This window comes from Hymenobacter plasmatis (assembly GCF_020711255.1).
Classification (GTDB): domain Bacteria; phylum Bacteroidota; class Bacteroidia; order Cytophagales; family Hymenobacteraceae; genus Hymenobacter.
The window spans coordinates 67,679-85,783 of the sequence record NZ_JAJFAW010000006.1; the positions used below are offsets into that span (position 1 = coordinate 67,679).

Here is an 18,105-nt window from a genome sequence, read left to right on the forward strand (position 1 = left end):
CGGTAGCTCCTGCCTTAGTGGGCTACGGTGGGCAGGTTGTTCACGTCCACCGCCGGGATGTTAGCCCGGTAGGCTTTGTTGATGGCCGAAATGAAGGCGTTGGCCACTAAGCCATTGCCGCGGGGCGTGAGCGAGTAGTAATCCAGCGAGAAGAAGTTGCCCCGCACCGGCTCCGACGAATACACCACGCCGTTGACGGAAATGATATCGGCCACGTTGTTGAACAGAATGCCGTCGAGGTCAAGGGCACTTCTGTGGTTGGTTATGTCCACTTCGGGCAGGCGATAGACGTTGTGGGCCAGGTTTTCCAACTCGTTGTTGTAGGCATCGAGCACGGACTTGGCCCGCTGCAGCTCCTGGAAGTTGTCGAGCACGTCGGCGTCGCGCAGGGGATTGCGGGCGTCGCGGCCGTAGGGCAGCATCAGGGTGGTGGTGCCCACCAGTACCGGCGTCAGCTTGCCCACACGGGGGATGGCCGTGGCCAGCACGTAGTCATCGTCGGTGATGGGTTGAGCCGGGCCGAGGTTGATGGGGTCTTCAATGTAGAGCAGGGCTTTGTCGTTGTTCAGCGCTTGCAGGCGGGCCTGGAGCTGCAGGCCTTTGCCCAGGCGCAGCAGCGGCAGCGTGTTGAGGGCCGGCAGTTTGGCAATGATGCCCGGCTGCCCACCGGCCCGCAGGCGGTCGAGCACTTTCCGGGCGTTGGCCTTCATCAGGTTGGTCAGGCTGGTGTTGGGAAATGGCCCGCACTCGCCGCCGCTGCGCACGTAAGGCAGGAGGTCGTCGAGGCCCTGGAAGTAGGTGAAGAAGGTGGCCGTAGCAGCGGCGTCGGTCACGGCTTGCAGGTAGGTGCGGCTGTCGGCGGCCGGCAGCAGGCGCTCGAAGTAGGGGTTGAACGCGCCGCCGGGAGTGGCCTTGGTTTCATTGCCCAGGCCGGCGGTTTCAATCTGGCTCAATAATAAACCCGGCACGCCCAGGTTCTGGGGCAGCGCGCTGGCGGTTTTGCTGCGCTCGAGCAGCCGCACCGTATCGGGGCCGCCGCAGGCGGTGGGGTTGATTACCGTGCGGCGCACGGCTTGGCCCGCAATGCGGCGGGTACGGGGAATGCCCGAGGCCGGATAATCGACCAAATCGAAGTAGCCCGACCCTGTGCCAGCCTCCAGCAGCGGCTGGGTGAAAGCGGCATTGGCCGAAGCGCCCTGCAGCTGCCGCGCAATCAGGTTCGGAAACGAATATTCCTGGCTGGTGCGGGTGAGGCCGCCGGCGCTGACGCCCGCCGTGTAGCTGTCGCCCACGGCCACGTAGCGGCTCACGTTCACGCTGGTAGTGGGCGTGGGGGTGTCCTGGGCAGGGGCGCAGGCGTTGAGCATTAAAGCAGCCACGGCCACCAGGCCAGTGCGACGCAACGGAGTCAGGTAAAAAATATTCATTGTGCTAACTGAAGCTGAAGGGAGCCGGCCCAGGGCGCCGGCAGGCAGGAAAAGGAAAGCGGCGGGCTACTGGTAAACCACCTAGAAAGCCACGGCCACCCCAACCGAGGCGGTGTGCGTGGCTGTGCGGTAAGTGCCGCTCACGTTGGCCACCTGGTCCATTATCTGGTTGGCACGGCCGGTGCGCAGCTGGCCGTATTCGAAGGCATAGGCGGCTTCCAGAGCCAGGCGCGAGCCCAATTGGTAGCTCAGGCCGGCCGAAGCCCCGAGGCGGTTGGCGTCGATGAATTCGGGGTTGACGTATTCGTCGCGGATTGGGCTCTCGTCGTAGCGCAGGCCGCCCAATACGGTGAGCTTGGGACACACCTGGTACTCGGCGCCCACGCGGAAGGCCAGCGCGTCTTCGTAGCGCCGGGCGGTGCTGATGCGGCGGGCCGGCGCTGCGCCGCTGGCGTCGATGTTCAGCTTAACCGAATCGAGCGTGCTCCAGCCGCTAAGGGTGAAGTCGAAGGTGAGCAGCAGCTTGGGGGTGATGCGGTCGGCAATGCCCACGGAGAGCGTGCTGGGCAGGTTGAACTGGGTGCTGAAGCCGGTGGAGGCCGGGTACAGGGCCGCATCACGGGCGGGCACGCCGGTGGTGGTGGCCGTGCCGTTCTTCATTTTCAGGTTCACGCCGCTGCGGTAGCTGATGCCAAAGGCCAGGTTGTCGCCGGTGCGGCCGTAGAGGCCCACGTTCAGGCCCATGCCCGAGCCGGTAGCGCTGAACTGCGTCTGGGCCGACAGGTCGTCGTACTGGCCCAGGGCGCGGCGCTGGCTGTATTTGCCGAAGGCGTACACAAAGCCCACGCCCGCGCTGAAGTTGTCGTTGAGCTTGAAGCCCACCGTGGGCTGGGCGAAGTAGGTGCTGAGCTGGCTTTCCTGAATCACGGAGCGGCCTTCCCAGTTGTTGGGCCATTTGGTGTGGTAGCCGTAGGGCGTGGTGAGGGCCAGGCCAAAGCTGACGCGCTTGCTCAGGGCGCGGGTGGCGTAAAAGTAGCCGCCGGGCTGAATGGCCAGGTCCTGGTCGGTGCGCTGGTAGGTATCCTGGCCGATGAACGAAGAGCGCCGAATCTGGCCAATGCCGCCCAGGCTGATGCGGGTGAGCGAGTCGCCCCACTGGGCCAGCAGGCCGGGATTGGTACTGAGCCCGGCAATGCTGTTGATGTAGGCCGTGCTGGCGCCGCCCAGCCCAAGTACCCGCGCGCCCTGCGGGCCGGTATCAAACCCACCGGCCGCAGCCGTCAACCCAGAGAAAAGCGGAAGTATAAAGAGGAGACGTTGACGCATACGGACGGATTTGCGGAAAATTGGGAAACAAAAGTACACAGCCGGCAGATAGCACAACCGTAGCACCCCGGCGAAAAGCCGCAAACCCGGAATTAAAACCGTAGTAAGGCTTAAGTTGCATTAAACCAATGTCTAACCAACAGAGTTGAGCTGGCTCTTTGGCCGCTTTAACGCTTCACCCCGAGACTGTCGAGCCGGTGCTGGTAGCGGCGAGCGTTGCGCTTGTGCTGGGCATAGGTTTCGGCAAAGTCGGAGAAGCCGCTGCCGTCGGGGCGGGCGCAGAAAAACAGGTTTTTGTTGTGGGCCGGGCGTAGTACCGCGTTCAGCGAGCTGGGCAGCGGCGTGGTGATGGGGCCCGGCGGCAGGCCCTTGTGCCGGTAGGTATTGTAGGGCGAGTCCACCTTTTTGTCCACGTTGAGCACGCGCTTGCGGGTACCCAGGCCGTGCAGCGGCCAGAGCAGGGTGGGGTCGGCCTGCAGGGGCTGGCCGTTGCGCAGGCGGTTGAGGTACACGGCGGCGATAAGCGGCTTGTCGGTGGGCTGGGCGGTTTCGCGCTGCACAATACTAGCCAGCACGCTCACCTGCACCTGCGTCATCTTCAGCGAATCGGCGCGGGCGCGGCGCTCCGCGGTCCAGAAGCGGCGGTAGGTGGCCGCCACGGTGTCCAGGAAGGCGGGGGCGCTGGTGTTCCACAGCAGGCGGTACCGGCCGGGGATAAATAGGGTGCGGATGGTGCAGGTGTCGAGCCGGAACCGGGCCAGCAGGTCGGCGTTGTTGCCCAGCAGTAGCTGCAGCTTAAATGGGTCGGTTTCCAACTGCCGGCTCACCTGGGGCGGCAGGTGGTCGAGGTAATGAAAGGGCTTCAACTCAAACTGCACCGTGTCCTGGCGGCCCTGGGCCAGCATTTTCACCAGGTCCAGGTTGCTCAGTTCGGGGTCGAGCCGGTAGCGGCCGGCTTTCACGTGAGCGGGGTAGTCGTGCTGCCGGGCCGTCCACTCGAACGTGGCCGGCTCCAGCAGCAGCTGCTGTTTCTTCAAGGAGTCGAGCACCGCCGAAAAGCCCGTGCCCGTGCGGATGTACAAGTAGGCCGGGCCTTCGGCAAAGACCGTCACGTTGGGCCGGTACAGGACGCGCCACGCCGCGTAGCTGCCTGCGCCGAGCAACAGCAGTACCAGTAGGCCAACGAGTAGGAGGGGGCGCTTCATTATCCTTCTTGTACTAGTTGGGCCACGGCGGCCTCAAAGGCTTCCTGCTCGGCTTGGCGCACTATTTCGGTGGGGGCCGCCGCCCGCGATTCGCAGTCAACAATGGGGCAGCGCTCGCAGGTTTCAGCAGCTACTTAAAACGGCTCGGCAATTTGGCCATAGTCCTCGCCGTGGCGCTCAGCCGACTCGCGTAGCAGCTGTTGCTGCCAGGGGCGCAGGGCCGCATTGGCGCCCTGCTCGATGATTTCCGCAATCAGCCGGTTGCTGAGCACCATGTTGGCCATGGTGGTGCCGTGGTCGGTAGCGAGGTGCGCTTTGAGGGCGTTGAGCAAGGTTTCGCGGGCTTCGGCGCGGGCCGCGGCGGGGCCGTTGAGCCGGCGGCGGAACGGAAACTTGCGCTGCTCGGGCGGCAGCGGCGCTTCCGGGGCCAAATCGGTGGTGCCGATGGCCAGCAGCTGCTCGGCGAAGGGCGAGCGTTTCAGCTCGGGGTGCAGCCCGTTGGCGGTGCGCAACTGATTGGCGTTTTCGATGGGCTGGCGGGCCAGCTCCGCCAGGCGGTCGTTGCTGAGCACGTGGTACGGCGGGCGGTCGAGCTGTCGGGCCACACTGTCGCGCAGCATGTAGAGCTCCCGGAAAATGGGCATTTCTGAGGGCGAAATCTTGTACTTGGCGGCGTTGCGCGACCATGGGCGCGGGTCGTCGCGGCCGTAGCGCACGGCCTCCAGGGCCAGGTTTTCCTGAATTGCCCACTCGCTGCGGCCCAGCTCGTTGAGGCGGGCGGTGAGGCGGTCCGTGAGCTCAAACAAATACAGCACGTCGTTGGCGGCGTACTCCATCTGGGCGTCGGTGAGCGGGCGCTTCAGCCAGTTGGATTTCTGCTCGCCTTTGTCCACCTCAAAGCCCAGTTCGGACTGAATAAGGCGGCCCAGGGAAATGTTGTTGTCCTCGGCGGCAAGCAGGGTAAACTGCACACTGGTATCGACAATGTTCCGGCAGTTGACCCCAAAAACTTCGTCAAGCAAAAGAATGTCCGACTTGCACGAGTGGAACACCTTGGCCACAGCCGGCTCGCGCAACACCGCAAACAGGGGCTCCAGGCCGGCGGCCATGTCGGGCAGCGGCAGCGGGTCAATCAGGTACGCTTCCTGGCCATCGAAAACCTGGATGAGCGCCAGGTGCCGCCCGTAGCGGTGGCGCATGTCATCAAACTCCAAATCGATGCCAATGCGTGGCAGGGTGGCGAAGTGAGCGGCCGCCTCGGCAATAGCGTCGGCAGTGGTGAGGTAATGTATCGTCGGCATTAAGACTGAAGGCAAGGGAGCCAGCTACAGGTCTGGCAAGGGTTAGCAGCGGTAAAGGTAGGCAACTGGCGTATGCTCTAAGGACTAATCGGTAGTTGAGGTTTGGCTTGAGATATTGATATAACGATGGCAAAACATTGATTTAACCGCGGAGTTGTGAAACAAAACGAAAAAAAACTGACGAAAACCAGAAAGCTGGCCTGTGTAATTACCTTCGCTTTGGCATCCTAAAGAGACCGTCAGTCCTATTCATTGATTTTAACGATTTTCAGTATTGTTAAACCCAGATAAAAATTCAAAAAGCCCTCACTTTTAACCTGTTCACTAATCTTTTTCTCCCATGAAGTTCAACTTACTCACTCATCTCAAACTCTTCTCGCTGCTGGCGATTTGCCTGTTTGCGATGCCCGCCTGGGCGCAGCAAGCCATAAGCGGCCGCGTATTAAGCTCTGATGGCGGCGGCCTGCCCGGCGCCACGATACTCGAGCGCGGCACCACCAACGGCACCAGCTCAGGCGCCGACGGCTCCTTTAGCCTCACCGTGCAGCCCAACGCTTCTTTGGTAATTAGCTCAGTGGGTTACACCTCGCAAACGGTTGCCGTTGGCAGTCAGAGCAACATCAGCGTAACGCTAGCCGCTTCGGCTACGGAGCTCAGCGAGGCGGTGGTGGTGGGCTACGGCACGCAGCAGAAGGCAGACCTGACGGGCTCAGTATCGAGCCTAACGACCAAAGACATTGCCAATGCTCCGGTGCAGACTTTTGAGCAAGCCATTCAGGGCAAGGCTGCCGGCGTTGTCATTGAAAGCTCTAGCGGCAAGCTTGGGCAAGCCATTAAAGTGCGGGTACGCGGTACCTCCTCGGTAAGCGGCGACACGCAGCCGCTTTATGTAATTGATAATATTCCGGTTCAGACGGATAACTTTTCCTCTACGAGTGCCCAGACGAACCCCTTGGCAGATATCAACCCTAATGATATAGAAAGCATTTCTATTTTGAAGGACGCAGCGGCTTCGGCCATTTACGGCTCGCGTGCTTCCAATGGTGTGGTGCTTATCACTACCAAGCGCGGCAAGGCGGGAGCCACGCGCTTCAACCTGGGCTACCAGATTGGTACCAGCCAAGCCACGCATCGCCGTGAGTTTTTGAACTCGAAAGAGTATGTAGAGCTCTTTACGGAAGCCCTGAAGAACTCGGGCCGTTCGGACGCCAGCAATGCTGCCCGCTTTAAAGGGTACGCCGCTGGCGTGGACGTAGATGCTAACTATAATGTGGACACGGACTGGCAGGACCAGGTTTTCCGGAAAGGCAATTTCAGCCAGTACGACTTGAACGTTAGCGGCGGTACCGAAAAAACCAAGTTCTTTCTCTCCGGTCAATACAATACCCAGGAAGGCATTTTGCTGGGCAACAAGCTGGAGCGTATCGCTTCCCGCCTGAATGTAGACCACAAAGCCAACGACCGGCTCATTCTCGGAGCCAACGTTTCGCTCTCGCGCACTAAAAACAACCGCCTGCCCAACGACAACCTCTTCAGCACCCCGCTGCAGGCAGTCGCTTTGGCTCCAATTACGCCAGCCATCGACCCGCGCACGGGCCTGACTAGCGGCGCCCTTGACCCAGCTACGGGCAATCCGAACACTAACTTTCCTTTCTACTACAACCCGCTGCTGGGCCTGCGCAATAACGCGGCTACCTATACAGCATTTAGCTACCGCGCCTTGGGCAACGTATTTGGCCAGCTTGAGCTGCTGCCAGGCCTGTCGTTCCGCTCCGAGCTTGGGCTTGACCTGCTCAACCAGGACGAAGACCAATATCTGGCACGGGTGACCTCGCGCAACTCTGGCCCTACCAACGGTTTTGGCTTTAGCGCTCACACCACAAGCGGCCGCTTCATCACCAACAACTTCTTCTCTTATAATAAGACCGTGGCCGAGCAGCACTCATTTGAGGCCACGCTCGGTACATCCTACGAGGAGCGCAAGCAGAACTATACCAGCACAACGGGTACGCAATTCGCCAGCGATGCCTACCGCACCATTTCGAACGCAGCTACATTCACATCGGGCAGTTCGTCGGGTACCGGCAACTCTCTATTGTCGTATTTTGCCCGTCTCAACTACAATTTTGCCAGCAAGTACTTGCTCGGTCTGAGTGCCCGAATCGACGGCTCGTCGCGCTTTGGCCCTAACAAGCAGTATGGCTTCTTCCCAGCTGCCTCGCTGGGCTGGGTAGTAACGGAAGAAAGCTTCCTCAAGAACCAAAAGGTGCTGAGCTTCCTTAAGCCCCGCGTTAGCATCGGACGTACCGGCAACCAGGGCTTCCCCGATTTTGCTTACCTGGGCCTGTATTCGGGTACTTCGGGCTACGTGGGCGTGCCGGGCCAGCGCCCGCTGCAGATTGCAAACCCAAACCTGAAATGGGAATCGACGACCCAGGCCGACGCTGGCTTGGAATATGGCTTCCTGGACAACCGCATCAGTGGCGAGGTAGACGTGTACCTCAAGCGCACCACCGACCTAGCCCTTAATGCTCCTGTACCCGGCACCACGGGCTTTACCACCCAGTTCCAGAACGTGGGTACCCTGCAGAACAAAGGGGTTGAGCTCGCGCTGACCACCCGCAATTTCGTGGGAGACTTCACCTGGACCACTACCGTAAACGCGTCTCGCAACTACAACAAAATCACCTTCTTGCAAGGTCAGCCCATTCTGGGGAGCTTCCTGAGCCGGGCTCAGGAAGGTTATCCTATTGGCACCTTCTTCGGTGCTGAATACGCTGGGGTTGACCCCGCCAATGGCGATGCGTTGTACTATCGCAACAAGGCGAATGAGGATGGAACCGGTACCGGAACCATCGACCACAGCACCAGCACCACCAATGATATCAACGAAGCACAGTTGGTACCAGTGGGTGACCCTAATGCTCGCTGGACTGGTGGCTTGACTAATACCATCACCTACAAAGGCATCGACTTGAGCGCCACCTTTATTGGGGTGTTTGGCAATAAAATTTATGATGCCGGCGCACCTTTCTATTCAGTTGCCTTCAACAATGGCCCGGATAACCAGACCCGCGACCAGCTGAACCGCTGGCGCAAGCCGGGCGACATTACGGATGTGCCTAAAGCAGAATACCTGAGTGGCAACGGCACTGGCAATTCTTCCCGCTTTGTGCGCGATGGCTCCTATGGCCGTCTGCGTACCATTACCCTCGGATACAACCTGCCAGGTACTTTGGTAAAGAAGGGCTATTTACAAACCGTTCGGGTGTATGTACAGGCACTCAACCTCGTTACCATCACCAAGTACAAGGGCTGGGACCCGGAAGTTAACACCGATTACCTCGCTGGCACTACCACCCAGAGCAACATCAACCAAGGCATCGACTTCTACACAGCGCCCCAGCCCCGAACTATTACGTTCGGTGTTAATGTAGGCTTTTAAAAGCTGCGCTATTTAGAGGTAGTCTTTTCCTCATCTGATTTACTACTCACATGAAAAAAACAGTATATGCGGTGGCCACAGCCTTGCTTCTTGCAGGCTCCCTGACCAGCTGTGATAAAAAGCTTGACATAACTCCTGTCAACAACGTAAGCGCCGATGATGCCCTCAAAACCTCGTCGGATGTAGAGGCTGCCCTAGTGGGTTGTTACACGGGCCTTCAAAACGATGAAGCCTACGGCGGCTACTTCCAGCTGATGTCGGACTTGCTCGCCGACAACGGCGAAATATCTTTCGTTGGCACGTACACCCAGCCCATTCAAATTAGTCGCAAGGCCATCCTAAAGGATAACAGCTTTGTGCAGAACATGTGGACGAATGCATACAACGTTATCAACCGCACCAATAACGTGTTGGCTAACATTGATAAACTCGATACCCAAGCCAAGAAGGACCGCGTGGAAGGCGAAGCCCGGTTCATTCGTGGGGCCATGTACTTTGAGCTGGTGAAGCTCTATGCCAAAGATTGGAACGATGGCAGCCCCAGTACCAACCCCGGGGTACCGCTGGTGCTGACTCCTACAAAGGTGCTCGATGCTACCGCTCAGGTAAAGCGTAACACGGTAGCTGAAGTATATGCTCAGGTAATAACCGACCTTACCACTGCCGAGACGAAGATGAAAGCTACCTCGGCGGCAGGAGCTTTCTTTGCCAATACCTACGCTGCAGCGGGTATGCTTTCACGGGTGTACCTGCAGCAAGCGCAGTTTCCTTTGGCTGCCGCCGCTGCCAACCGTGCCATTGCGGGCAACTACACCCTCACGCCCAGCTATGCCGGTGAGTTTCACTCGGGCTCTTCTAATACTGCGGAAGACATCTTCGCAATTCAGATTTCGGCTCAGAGTGGCAGCAACGAGCTGAACACTTTTTACTCGGCAAACCGCCGCGGTGATGTTGACGTTGAAGACAAGCACTTAGCTCAATACTCCCTTACCGATGACCGGCGCAAGCTATTTACGGTAAGCAGTGGCCAGCGGTACAGCAACAAGTTTGATGAGCTTTATGGCAACATCAAGGTCATTCGTTTGGCGGAAATGTTGCTTACCCGGGCCGAGGCAAACTTCCGTGCTGGCACGGTAGTCGGCGCCACGCCCCTTGCCGACGTCAACCGCGTGCGTGCCCGCGCTGGCCTCGCCCCACTAGTCACCTTGACCTTGCCGGCAATACTGCTGGAGCGCAAGCTAGAGCTGGCTTTCGAAGGCTTCCGCCTGGCTGATGTCAAGCGTAACAAAGAGTCAGTAACCGACCCCAAGGGGGAAGTTCTGCCTTGGAATTCGACACGCTTGATATTCCCTATTCCTTTGCGCGAAATCAACGTGAACCCAAACCTGGAGCAAAACGAAGGTTATAAATAGGCTGCCTATTTGTAAAACCAGTTTGTCCCAATAAAAAAGGGCCCTAGTTACCTAGGGCCCTTTTTTATTGGCTGAAGTTGTACTTACTTCTCGCCGAGCATCAACTGCGGCCCACTGCCGCGCCCATTGCCCATGATAATGACCTTGGCATTCGGCGAGGTGGCAATGGCTTGGTTGGCTTTGATGGTTTCGTACTGGAGCAGCTTGTCGCTGAGCTCGGTGTTTACAATGCGCTGGTAGTCAGCGATGCCCTGGGCTTCGACGCGCTTGCGCTCGGCCTCCTGCTTTTCCTTCTGCAGCACGAACTGCATTTTCTGGGCGTCCTGCTCGGCCGAGATTTTGCTCTCGATGCTGGCCTTCACCGATTGCGGCAACTGGATGTTGCGAATGAGCAATTGGTCGAGTTGCAGGCCGCTGGTACGGAAGTCTTTCTCTATGGAGTTAAGAATCCGGGTCTGGAATTCCTCGCGGCGGGTGGAGTAGAGGGCCACAGCATCGTAGTAAACGGCGTTGTCTCGAATGCGGGTGCGCGAAATGGCCCGCACTATTTTATCCTGGTAATCCTCACCGATGGTCGCCAGGATGCGGGGCGCCTGGGTCGGAACCACGTGGTAGAGCACTGTGAGGTCGATAACTACCTCGAGGCCGTCGGCCGAAAGCACCCGGATGGCATCGTCGCCGGCTTGTGCGCCCTCGCCGTGCTGGGCCGACATGGTGTAATTCTGCGTGCGGGTATCGAACCTGGTTATGTCGACCAGCGGGTTAACTACGCTAAGGCCGGGCTGCAGCACGCGCGGCTGCACCTGCCCAAACAGCGTTTGGACGCCCACTTGGCCCACCCCAATCTGCACCACCGTGCTCAGGGCCAACCCGAGCACTAGAAAAGCACCGCCCAGAAAGATGAGGCCGCCGCGCAAAGGCTCCAGGCGCTCAAATCGGGAGGCGTTCAAGCCCAGAATCAGGATAATAAAACCGAGTACAAAAAGTGTCATGGGTGGGGCTATGAGTGAGCAAGGTGATGGGAGTGTGAGCGGTTGCCCGGGTGAAGTAAGCCCGCGGGCCTACCTCACTTTTAGAGAAGCACGTAGTTCGAATTAGGGCCGCAGGGCCTTATTCTTCGTCTTCATCGGTGCTGAAATCGAGGGTGCGTGCCAGGTCTACGCCCTCTTGGGCTACCTCTTCGAGCAGCTCGGGGGCGTCGGCGTCGAGGGTGCGGCCGAAGAGGTTGAGCAGCTCTTCGCCTTCCTCGTTCACGTACAGGTTCTCGTAGAGCCGGTCGAAGAGGCGGGCTTCGCGGCCCACAATGCGGTCAATGTCTTCGGGCGAGCGGGCTTCGCTCAGGGCGCGGTGCAATACATCCAGCACTTGGCGGCTTTCGTCGTGCTCGCCCAGCTCCGATACCAGCTTGAGCAGGCTCATGGCCACGCCCAGCCGCACTTGCTCGAAGCGGAAGGGGAGCTCGGCGGTAGGCGCGGCGCGCAATTTGTCATAGGCCCGCAGGGTGGTGGGGGTGAGGTAGTACTTCACGTCGTTGGGGGCCGTGAAGGCGAGGTGCAGAAGTTGTTCGTAAGGACTCATGGGAGAAGGCTGGCTTTGATGCCGTAACACGGCTGGGTGCGGTGCGTAAGCAGAAAGCCGCAAGGTACGCGCGGGAGCAAAGCCACATCATTAATCGTGCTTGTGCTGCTTGCATTACATCACCCCTCACACTTTATTTTTTAGCGATGACCCACAAAAGCAAATGGCTGCTGTTTGCCCCGCTGGGCCTGCTCACCATTGGGGCCGGCGCCAGCATGGTGCCCTGGGCTGGCCACCTCAAAGACCAAAAGGTTCCCACCGCGAAATGGGTAGCGGCCGGCACTGCTGCCCTGGTCGTCCTCAATGCCGGGGTCAGCTTATTCGGCCGCGGCGTACTGGAGCGCATGCGGCATGAGCTACAGGAGCAGCCTTCTTACAGTACGTTTTGGAAGTAATTGAGCACAAAAAAGCCCCGACATTGCTGCCGGGGCTTTTTTGTAAACAGGTTTCAAGAGAAACCTACTCGGTCTTAGCTTCTACTTTTTTGGTGGTTTTCTTCACGGCACCGCTCGTCTTTTGAGCGCCGCGCTTTACTGCGTGGCCGGTTTTCTGGGCGCCGCGCTTCAGGACGTGGCCGGTTTTGTGGGCCACATTGCCAGCAGCATCCTTGGTATTATCGATGGCTGCACCAACGTTGGTTTTGCCGGTCTTTACTACAACTTTTTCAGTGCCATTGTCCCGCACCTTTACTTCGGTCTTGGGGTTGGCGGGAGTCACGTCTTGGGCGTTGGCAGCAGTGGTAGCAAGGGCCAAGCCGGCGAGCAACATGAGGGTCTTTTTCATAGGAAGGGCTTTTTTTAAGGTAAAGTCGGGGATTGTACGCAGCACCGGAGCATATGTTTTCAGCCCTGGTCCATTGTACTATTTATTTGCCCTCCATTACCGTGCCAGGTAGCAGCAGCGAGCTGTCGCCGTAGCTCAGAAACCGGTAGCCATGGCTCAACGCGTGCTCGTAGACGTCGCGCCAGCCGGGCCCCAGCAAGGCGGCCACCAATAGCAGGAGCGTGCTCTCCGGCTGGTGAAAATTCGTAATAAGCCCATCGACCAGGCGGAACTGATAACCCGGCGCAATAAGCAGCCGGGTAGAGGCCTGCAGGGTATCGGCGCCGGTTGCCTCGAGGTAGCGAAGCAGTGCCTCAAGCGCCATTTCGGGGCTGGTGCCGGCGGCCGCTTGTGCCATATCGTAGGGCTGCCATTGCGTTACGGCAAGCTCCTTTTCGTCTGCCTGGGGTGCCTGCAGCAAGCCCACGCCCAGCCAGTACAGGCTTTCGAGGGTGCGCAGGCTGGTGGTGCCCACGGCCAACACCGGGCGGGGCCGGTGGGCCAGCAGCTGCCGCAGCAACGCAGCCGTGACCAAAATCGGCTCGGTGTGCATGGGGTGGTCGGCCATGTGGTCGGCCTTCACCGGCTGGAATGTGCCGGCCCCTATGTGCAGCGTCACGTGGCCGGTTTCGAAGCCCTTATCGCGCAGTTCGGCTAGCAGCTCGGGGGTGAAGTGCAGCCCGGCGGTGGGAGCCGCCACGGCGCCCTCGGCAGCCGCGTACACCGTTTGGTAGCGAATGGCATCGGCCGGGGTATCGGTGCGGCCGAGGTAGGGGGGCAGGGGCAAGTGGCCGCCCGCCCGCAACACTTCGGCAAAGGGCAGGCTGCCGGGCTCCCAGCGAAAATCTATCAGCGCCGTACCGCCTTCCTGGGCCTGGCGCTCGGCCCAAAGCGTGGCGGTCTGGCCGTCGGCGGTTTCAAATTCCAGGGTCACGGGGCCTTCCTTCCAGCGGCGGCCGTTGCCCACTAGGCAGCGCCAAGTGCAGTGGCCGGTTTGCTGCAGGGCTAGCTCCAAGCTGCGGTGCGGGGCCACGGGCTCGAGGCAAAACAGCTCAACTTGTCCCCCGGTGGGCCGCCGGGCCAGCAGCCGTGCCCGCACTACGCGGGTATCGTTGAATATTAACAACGAACCGGCTGGCAGCTCATGGGGCAGGTCGCGAAAGTGCTTGTCAGAAAGCTGGCCGTGGCGGCTGACCAGCAGCCGGCTGGCGGCGCGGTCGGCCAGGGGCTCGGCGGCAATGCGGTCTGCCGGCAGCGGGTAGGTGAAATCGTGAATGGAAAGGTCGCGTGGGTGGGGGTTGGTCATGGCCACAAAGGTCGCGCAGGCCGGCTAAAGGCGCCTAATTTGCCCGACGGAACAACAGCAAATGCTGCTGCGGCAGGCTCTCTACGGTTTCCACAAACTCGAGGCCCACGGCGGCCATTTCCTTGCGGGCCTGCTCCACGCTCATCTTATGGATGCGCTTGATGGGCACGTTCACGTCCTCGGCCCGGTACTCAACCAACGCCAGCCGGCCCGTAACCGGGCGCAGCGCGCGCCGAATAGCCCGGCCCATCTCGCGCGGGTGGTCAAACTCGTGGTAGGCATCCACGATGAGCACCAGGTCCACGCTGTCGGCCGGCAGGGCCGGGTTGGTGGTGGTGCCCAGCACGGGGCGCACGTTGGGCACGTTGAGCTTGCGCTTGCTGGCCTGCAGGGAGGCTATCATTTCCGGCTGGATGTCGACGGCCAAGACCCGGCCCTTGGGTACCTTTTTGGCTAGCTGAAACGAGAAAAAGCCCGTGCCGGCCCCAATATCGGCCACCACGTCGGTGGGTTTTAGCTTCAGTTCCCGTATCAGGATGTCGGTGCCTTCTTCCTGGCGGCGGCCGCTGCGCTCCAGCCAATCGGCGCCCTCGTGGCCCATTACGTGGGCTATCTGGCGGCCCATGTAGTACGTGCCGATGCCGTTGGGGTCGCGCGGGGAAGCCACCTCGTAGCCGGTGGTATCGGCTAGCACAGCCGCTTGCATGCGCTTTTCAGCAGCGAGCGAGGGCCGCGTTTCGGCGGGAATTTGCGTGCAGCCCCATACCAGCAAGCCAAGGCTGCTGCTTACGCCAACTACACTCAAAGTCCGATGCCAGACTGGGAAATAGAACTTCATACAATCCGCAAGTAAGCACATTCGGGGTAGTCAACAGCTACATGAGCCAGAGCGTTCAGCCCAAGTTTATTCCGTCGGCTGCCGGGGCGGCTCGTTGCTTAAAATCAATACCTGATTTCTGAAATAAGAAAATAGCTGGGGAGTACCACCTGCATGTACTTTTGACCGTAGAACGAGCATTTCCTCTTTCTCTTACCCTCATACCCATGAAAAACACTTTTCCTCCCTTCGCCAAACTTATTGCCGTAGCTGCCTGCGCCCTGACCCTGGGTAGCTGCAGCCGTGCCGAATACGCCATGCTGCCCAAAGGTGGCTCGTACCACGGCGTAAACCGCACCGCTACGCCAGTACCCGCCCAGCCAGAAGCAACCGCCGCCGTAATGCCCGCCGCCACGCCCGAAGCAGTAGCTACGGAAACGGTAGCTGCCGCACCAGCCACCGCCCCAGCGCCTGCTGCCAAGCCCGAAGCAGCCGCCAAGAAAGTAGCCGCTGCCCCAGCTGCTGCAGTAGCTGCCCAAACCAATCAGGCCGTGGCTACCACTGCTCCCAAGCTCAACGCTATGCAGCGTTTCGCTTTGAATAAAGTGACCCGCAAGGTGGATAAGCTCATGCAGAAGTCGACCACAATGCGCCAGCACGACAACACGGCTTCTACTACCAAGACCAGCGCCATCAGCGGTAACCTCCGCACCGGCATTATTCTGGTGCTGATTGGTCTGATTGTCGGCATCTTTAGCCCTCTGATTGGTACCATCATTGCCCTCATAGGTGTGATATTCCTTGTCCTCTGGCTGCTGGACAACTTGTAGGCCCAACATTTTAGCTCAACGCAAAAGGCCCCGACTACTCGTGTAGTCGGGGCTTTTGCGTTGAGCTAAAACGGAGTTTACATAGGGTCGACGTCGGCCACCAAGCGGGCTTGCTTGAACTCTTTCTGGTCCTTCACTACGTCCATGGCCGCGCAAATCTGCTCTTTGGCCCATTTCAGGGCGGTGTGGGCACGGTCGAGCTTGATGGTGATTTCCTGCAGGTAGAAATTGCGAATGCGGAAGATGTACGGCGCCTCGGGCCCCAGCACGGCGGCGCGGCCCAGGCGGTCTACCAGCTCCTGCGTGAGCAAAATGGCCGCCTGCTCCCCCAGGCCCTGCTCAACGTGCTTCACCGTCATCTTAATGACGCGCATGAAGGGCGGGTAGCCGTGCTCGTGGCGCTGCACGATTTCATAGTTGTAAAACTCCACGTAATCGTTGCGAATCACCTTGTCGAAAATCACCTGCGTGGGGTCGGAGGTCTGGATGAGCACCTTGCCTTTCTTGCCCTTGCGCCCGGCCCGGCCGCTCACCTGCACAAACATCTGGTAGGCCCGCTCGTGAGCCCGGAAGTCGGGGTAATGGATGATGCTGTCGGCGTTGATGATGCCCACCAGGCTCACGTTGGCAAAGTCGAGGCCTTTGGTTACCATCTGGGTGCCCACCAGCACGTTGGTGGCCTGCTTCTCGAAGTCAGCGATGATTTGCTGGTAGCTGTTTTTGGCGCGGGTGGTGTCCAGGTCCATGCGCTGAATGCTGGCCTGGGGCAGCATGATTTTCAGGTCGTCCTCAATCTTCTCGGTGCCGAAGCCCTGGGTTTTCACGGCGCGGGAGCCGCAGGCGGGGCACTGCGTCACCATGGAGTCGTGGTAGCCGCAGTAGTGGCAGCGCAGCTCATGGCTGTGCTTGTGGTAGCTCAGGCTCACGGCGCAGTTGGTGCATTTGGGTATCCAGCCGCAGTCCTGGCAGGCCACCACGGGCGCATAGCCGCGCCTGTTCTGGAACAGAATCACCTGCTCTTGCCGGCCCAGGGTGCGCTCTACTTCGCCCAGCAGCTCGGCCGTGAAGTGGTTGTGCATGGTCTTTTTCTCGCGGGCCTTGCGGGTATCTACCAGCTCAATATCGGGCATGCCGGCCTCGCCAAAGCGCTTGGTGAGCGACACCAGCCCGTAGCGGCCTTGCTTGGCCTGGTAGTAAGTCTCCACGGCCGGCGTGGCCGAGCCCAGCAAGGTCTTGGCACCCTGGAAGTGGGCCATCATGAGGGCAACTTCGCGGGCGTTGTAGCGCGGGGCAGGCTCGTACTGCTTGTAAGAGGACTCGTGCTCCTCGTCCACAATGATGAGCGCGAGGTTGTCGAACGGCAGAAACACCGCCGAGCGCACGCCTACCACCACCTGGAAGCGGCCGGAGAGCACACCGTTCCACACTTCCACCCGCTCGTTATCGGAGAACTTGGAGTGGTACACGCCCAATCTTGAGCCAAACACGCGCAGTAGCCGGCCTACAATCTGGGCCGTGAGGGCAATTTCGGGCAGCAGGTACAGCACCTGCCCGCCGCCCTCAAGCGCCTTGCGGATGAGGTCGATGTAAATCTCGGTTTTGCCGGCGCCGGTCACGCCGTGGAGGAGCGTAATTTCCTTCTCGCCGAAGTGGGCCATTATTTCATCCCGCGCCGTGGTTTGGGCCTCGGTCAGGGTGAAGTGGAGCTGGGCCGTGGGCTCATCCTCCAGCGGAAAGCGCGACACAATGACGTCGAACTGCTCCAGCACACCGTTTTTGATGAGCGTGTTCACTGCCGAAGCCGAAAGGTGCGGGCTGCTGGTGAGCGCCGCTTTTTCGATGCCGTTCTGGTTAGAATGCTCGTTCTGGTACACCGGCACCCGCTGCAGGTACTTCATCAGCACATCGAGCTGCTTGGGCTTGCTGGACAGGCTATTGAACAGCTGCTCAATGGAAGCCTCCGAGACAAAATGGTGCGCTAGGCGCACTTTCTTCACCACTTTGGGCGCGTACTTGTCGGCGGTATGCTCAAAGAGGAAGATAACGTCCTTGTGCATCAGGGACTTTATCACCTTATGAAAGGAGGTGATGCCCAGCAGGTCGCCGACTTCGGTAAAGGTCAGGGCCTTGCCTTCTTCGGTGCTGCCCAGCGCGTCCACAATCAGCTCTTCCTGTGGAGTAAGCGGGTACTCGTTTTCCTCCCGCGAAAAGGCCGGGTGGAGCTGAATGCGCGACTCGGAGCTGAGCTTGAGCGCTGAGGGCAGGGCCGCGTTTATCACCTCGCCGATGGTGCACATGTAGTAGTCGGCCATCCAGCGGAAAAGCTTGAGTTGGGGCTGGGTCACCACGGGAGCATCGTCGATGAATTCGAGGATGTACTTGGCCTGGTAGTTGGCCGGCGGGGTTTCGTGCACGGCCGCCACGATGCAGCTGAGCGTCTTTTTGGCCCCAAACTGCACAATCACCCGCCCCCCAATCACCACGTTGTCGTTGAGCTCAAACGGCACCCGGTAGGTGTAGAGCCGGGGCAGCGGCAAGGGCAGAATAACGTCGGCAAATAGCGTAACCCGGTCGGCTGCGGGGGCAGCGGCAGGGGAAATAAAATCGAGAGCGAGACTCAAAACAGCAATAGGGTA

At 59.8% G+C, this 18,105-nt stretch carries 14 protein-coding genes; 4 read left to right on the forward strand and 10 right to left on the reverse strand.

Annotated elements, in window-relative coordinates:
• Window positions 1–14: 14 nt before the first annotated feature.
• From LJ738_RS06055 to LJ738_RS06070, 4 genes are all read right to left on the reverse strand, one after another.
• A complete protein-coding gene (locus LJ738_RS06055; protein WP_227785415.1) occupies window positions 15–1,427 on the reverse strand; it encodes a hypothetical protein in 1,413 nt (470 codons plus the stop codon).
• Between the two features lie 81 nt (window positions 1,428–1,508).
• Window positions 1,509–2,711, reverse strand: coding sequence for an OmpP1/FadL family transporter (locus LJ738_RS06060; RefSeq protein ID WP_227785416.1), 1,203 nt, complete (start codon window positions 2,709–2,711; stop codon window positions 1,509–1,511).
• Window positions 2,712–2,920: 209 nt separating this feature from the next.
• Complete coding sequence (gene mltG, locus LJ738_RS06065) at window positions 2,921–3,958, reverse strand: endolytic transglycosylase MltG (RefSeq protein ID WP_227785417.1); 1,038 nt, start codon at window positions 3,956–3,958, stop codon at window positions 2,921–2,923.
• Window positions 3,959–4,092: 134 nt separating this feature from the next.
• Window positions 4,093–5,259: a ribonuclease D gene (locus LJ738_RS06070; RefSeq protein ID WP_227785418.1), complete on the reverse strand. Its 1,167-nt coding sequence runs from the start codon at window positions 5,257–5,259 to the stop codon at window positions 4,093–4,095.
• A gap of 340 nt (window positions 5,260–5,599) precedes the next feature.
• On the opposite strand from LJ738_RS06070, the gene LJ738_RS06075 reads away from it, so the two are divergent.
• Together LJ738_RS06075 and LJ738_RS06080 are read left to right on the forward strand one after the other, a co-directional pair.
• On the forward strand, window positions 5,600–8,704 hold the full coding sequence (locus LJ738_RS06075) for a SusC/RagA family TonB-linked outer membrane protein (RefSeq protein WP_227785419.1): 3,105 nt from the start codon (window positions 5,600–5,602) through the stop codon (window positions 8,702–8,704).
• Between the two features lie 50 nt (window positions 8,705–8,754).
• Window positions 8,755–10,116, forward strand: coding sequence for a RagB/SusD family nutrient uptake outer membrane protein (locus LJ738_RS06080; protein WP_227785420.1), 1,362 nt, complete (start codon window positions 8,755–8,757; stop codon window positions 10,114–10,116).
• 83 nt (window positions 10,117–10,199) lie between these two features.
• On the opposite strand, the gene LJ738_RS06085 is transcribed toward LJ738_RS06080, so the two are convergent.
• Window positions 10,200–11,108 (reverse strand): prohibitin family protein, encoded by a 909-nt coding sequence (locus LJ738_RS06085; RefSeq protein WP_227785421.1) that lies wholly within the window; start codon window positions 11,106–11,108, stop codon window positions 10,200–10,202.
• A 118-nt stretch (window positions 11,109–11,226) separates the two neighbouring features.
• Window positions 11,227–11,694, reverse strand: coding sequence for a hypothetical protein (locus LJ738_RS06090; protein WP_227785422.1), 468 nt, complete (start codon window positions 11,692–11,694; stop codon window positions 11,227–11,229).
• A 146-nt stretch (window positions 11,695–11,840) separates the two neighbouring features.
• On the opposite strand from LJ738_RS06090, the gene LJ738_RS06095 reads away from it, so the two are divergent.
• A complete protein-coding gene (locus LJ738_RS06095) occupies window positions 11,841–12,089 on the forward strand; it encodes a hypothetical protein (RefSeq protein WP_227785423.1) in 249 nt (82 codons plus the stop codon).
• 64 nt (window positions 12,090–12,153) lie between these two features.
• On the opposite strand, the gene LJ738_RS06100 is transcribed toward LJ738_RS06095, so the two are convergent.
• The 3 genes from LJ738_RS06100 to LJ738_RS06110 all read right to left on the reverse strand — a co-directional run bounded on the left by LJ738_RS06100 (window position 12,154) and on the right by LJ738_RS06110 (window position 14,660).
• On the reverse strand, window positions 12,154–12,477 hold the full coding sequence (locus tag LJ738_RS06100) for a hypothetical protein (protein ID WP_227785424.1): 324 nt from the start codon (window positions 12,475–12,477) through the stop codon (window positions 12,154–12,156).
• 82 nt (window positions 12,478–12,559) lie between these two features.
• Window positions 12,560–13,822 (reverse strand): S-adenosylmethionine:tRNA ribosyltransferase-isomerase, encoded by a 1,263-nt coding sequence (locus LJ738_RS06105; RefSeq protein ID WP_227785425.1) that lies wholly within the window; start codon window positions 13,820–13,822, stop codon window positions 12,560–12,562.
• 34 nt (window positions 13,823–13,856) lie between these two features.
• Window positions 13,857–14,660 carry a class I SAM-dependent methyltransferase gene (locus tag LJ738_RS06110; protein WP_317206786.1) on the reverse strand — a complete coding sequence of 268 codons (804 nt, stop codon included), beginning with the start codon at window positions 14,658–14,660 and terminating at the stop codon, window positions 13,857–13,859.
• A 206-nt stretch (window positions 14,661–14,866) separates the two neighbouring features.
• Here LJ738_RS06110 and LJ738_RS06115 point away from each other — a divergent pair, with 206 nt between their 5' ends.
• Window positions 14,867–15,469 (forward strand): hypothetical protein, encoded by a 603-nt coding sequence (locus LJ738_RS06115; RefSeq protein WP_227785426.1) that lies wholly within the window; start codon window positions 14,867–14,869, stop codon window positions 15,467–15,469.
• A 77-nt stretch (window positions 15,470–15,546) separates the two neighbouring features.
• On the opposite strand, the gene priA is transcribed toward LJ738_RS06115, so the two are convergent.
• Window positions 15,547–18,090, reverse strand: coding sequence for a replication restart helicase PriA (gene priA, locus LJ738_RS06120; protein ID WP_227785427.1), 2,544 nt, complete (start codon window positions 18,088–18,090; stop codon window positions 15,547–15,549).
• Between the last annotated feature and the right edge of the window lie 15 nt (window positions 18,091–18,105).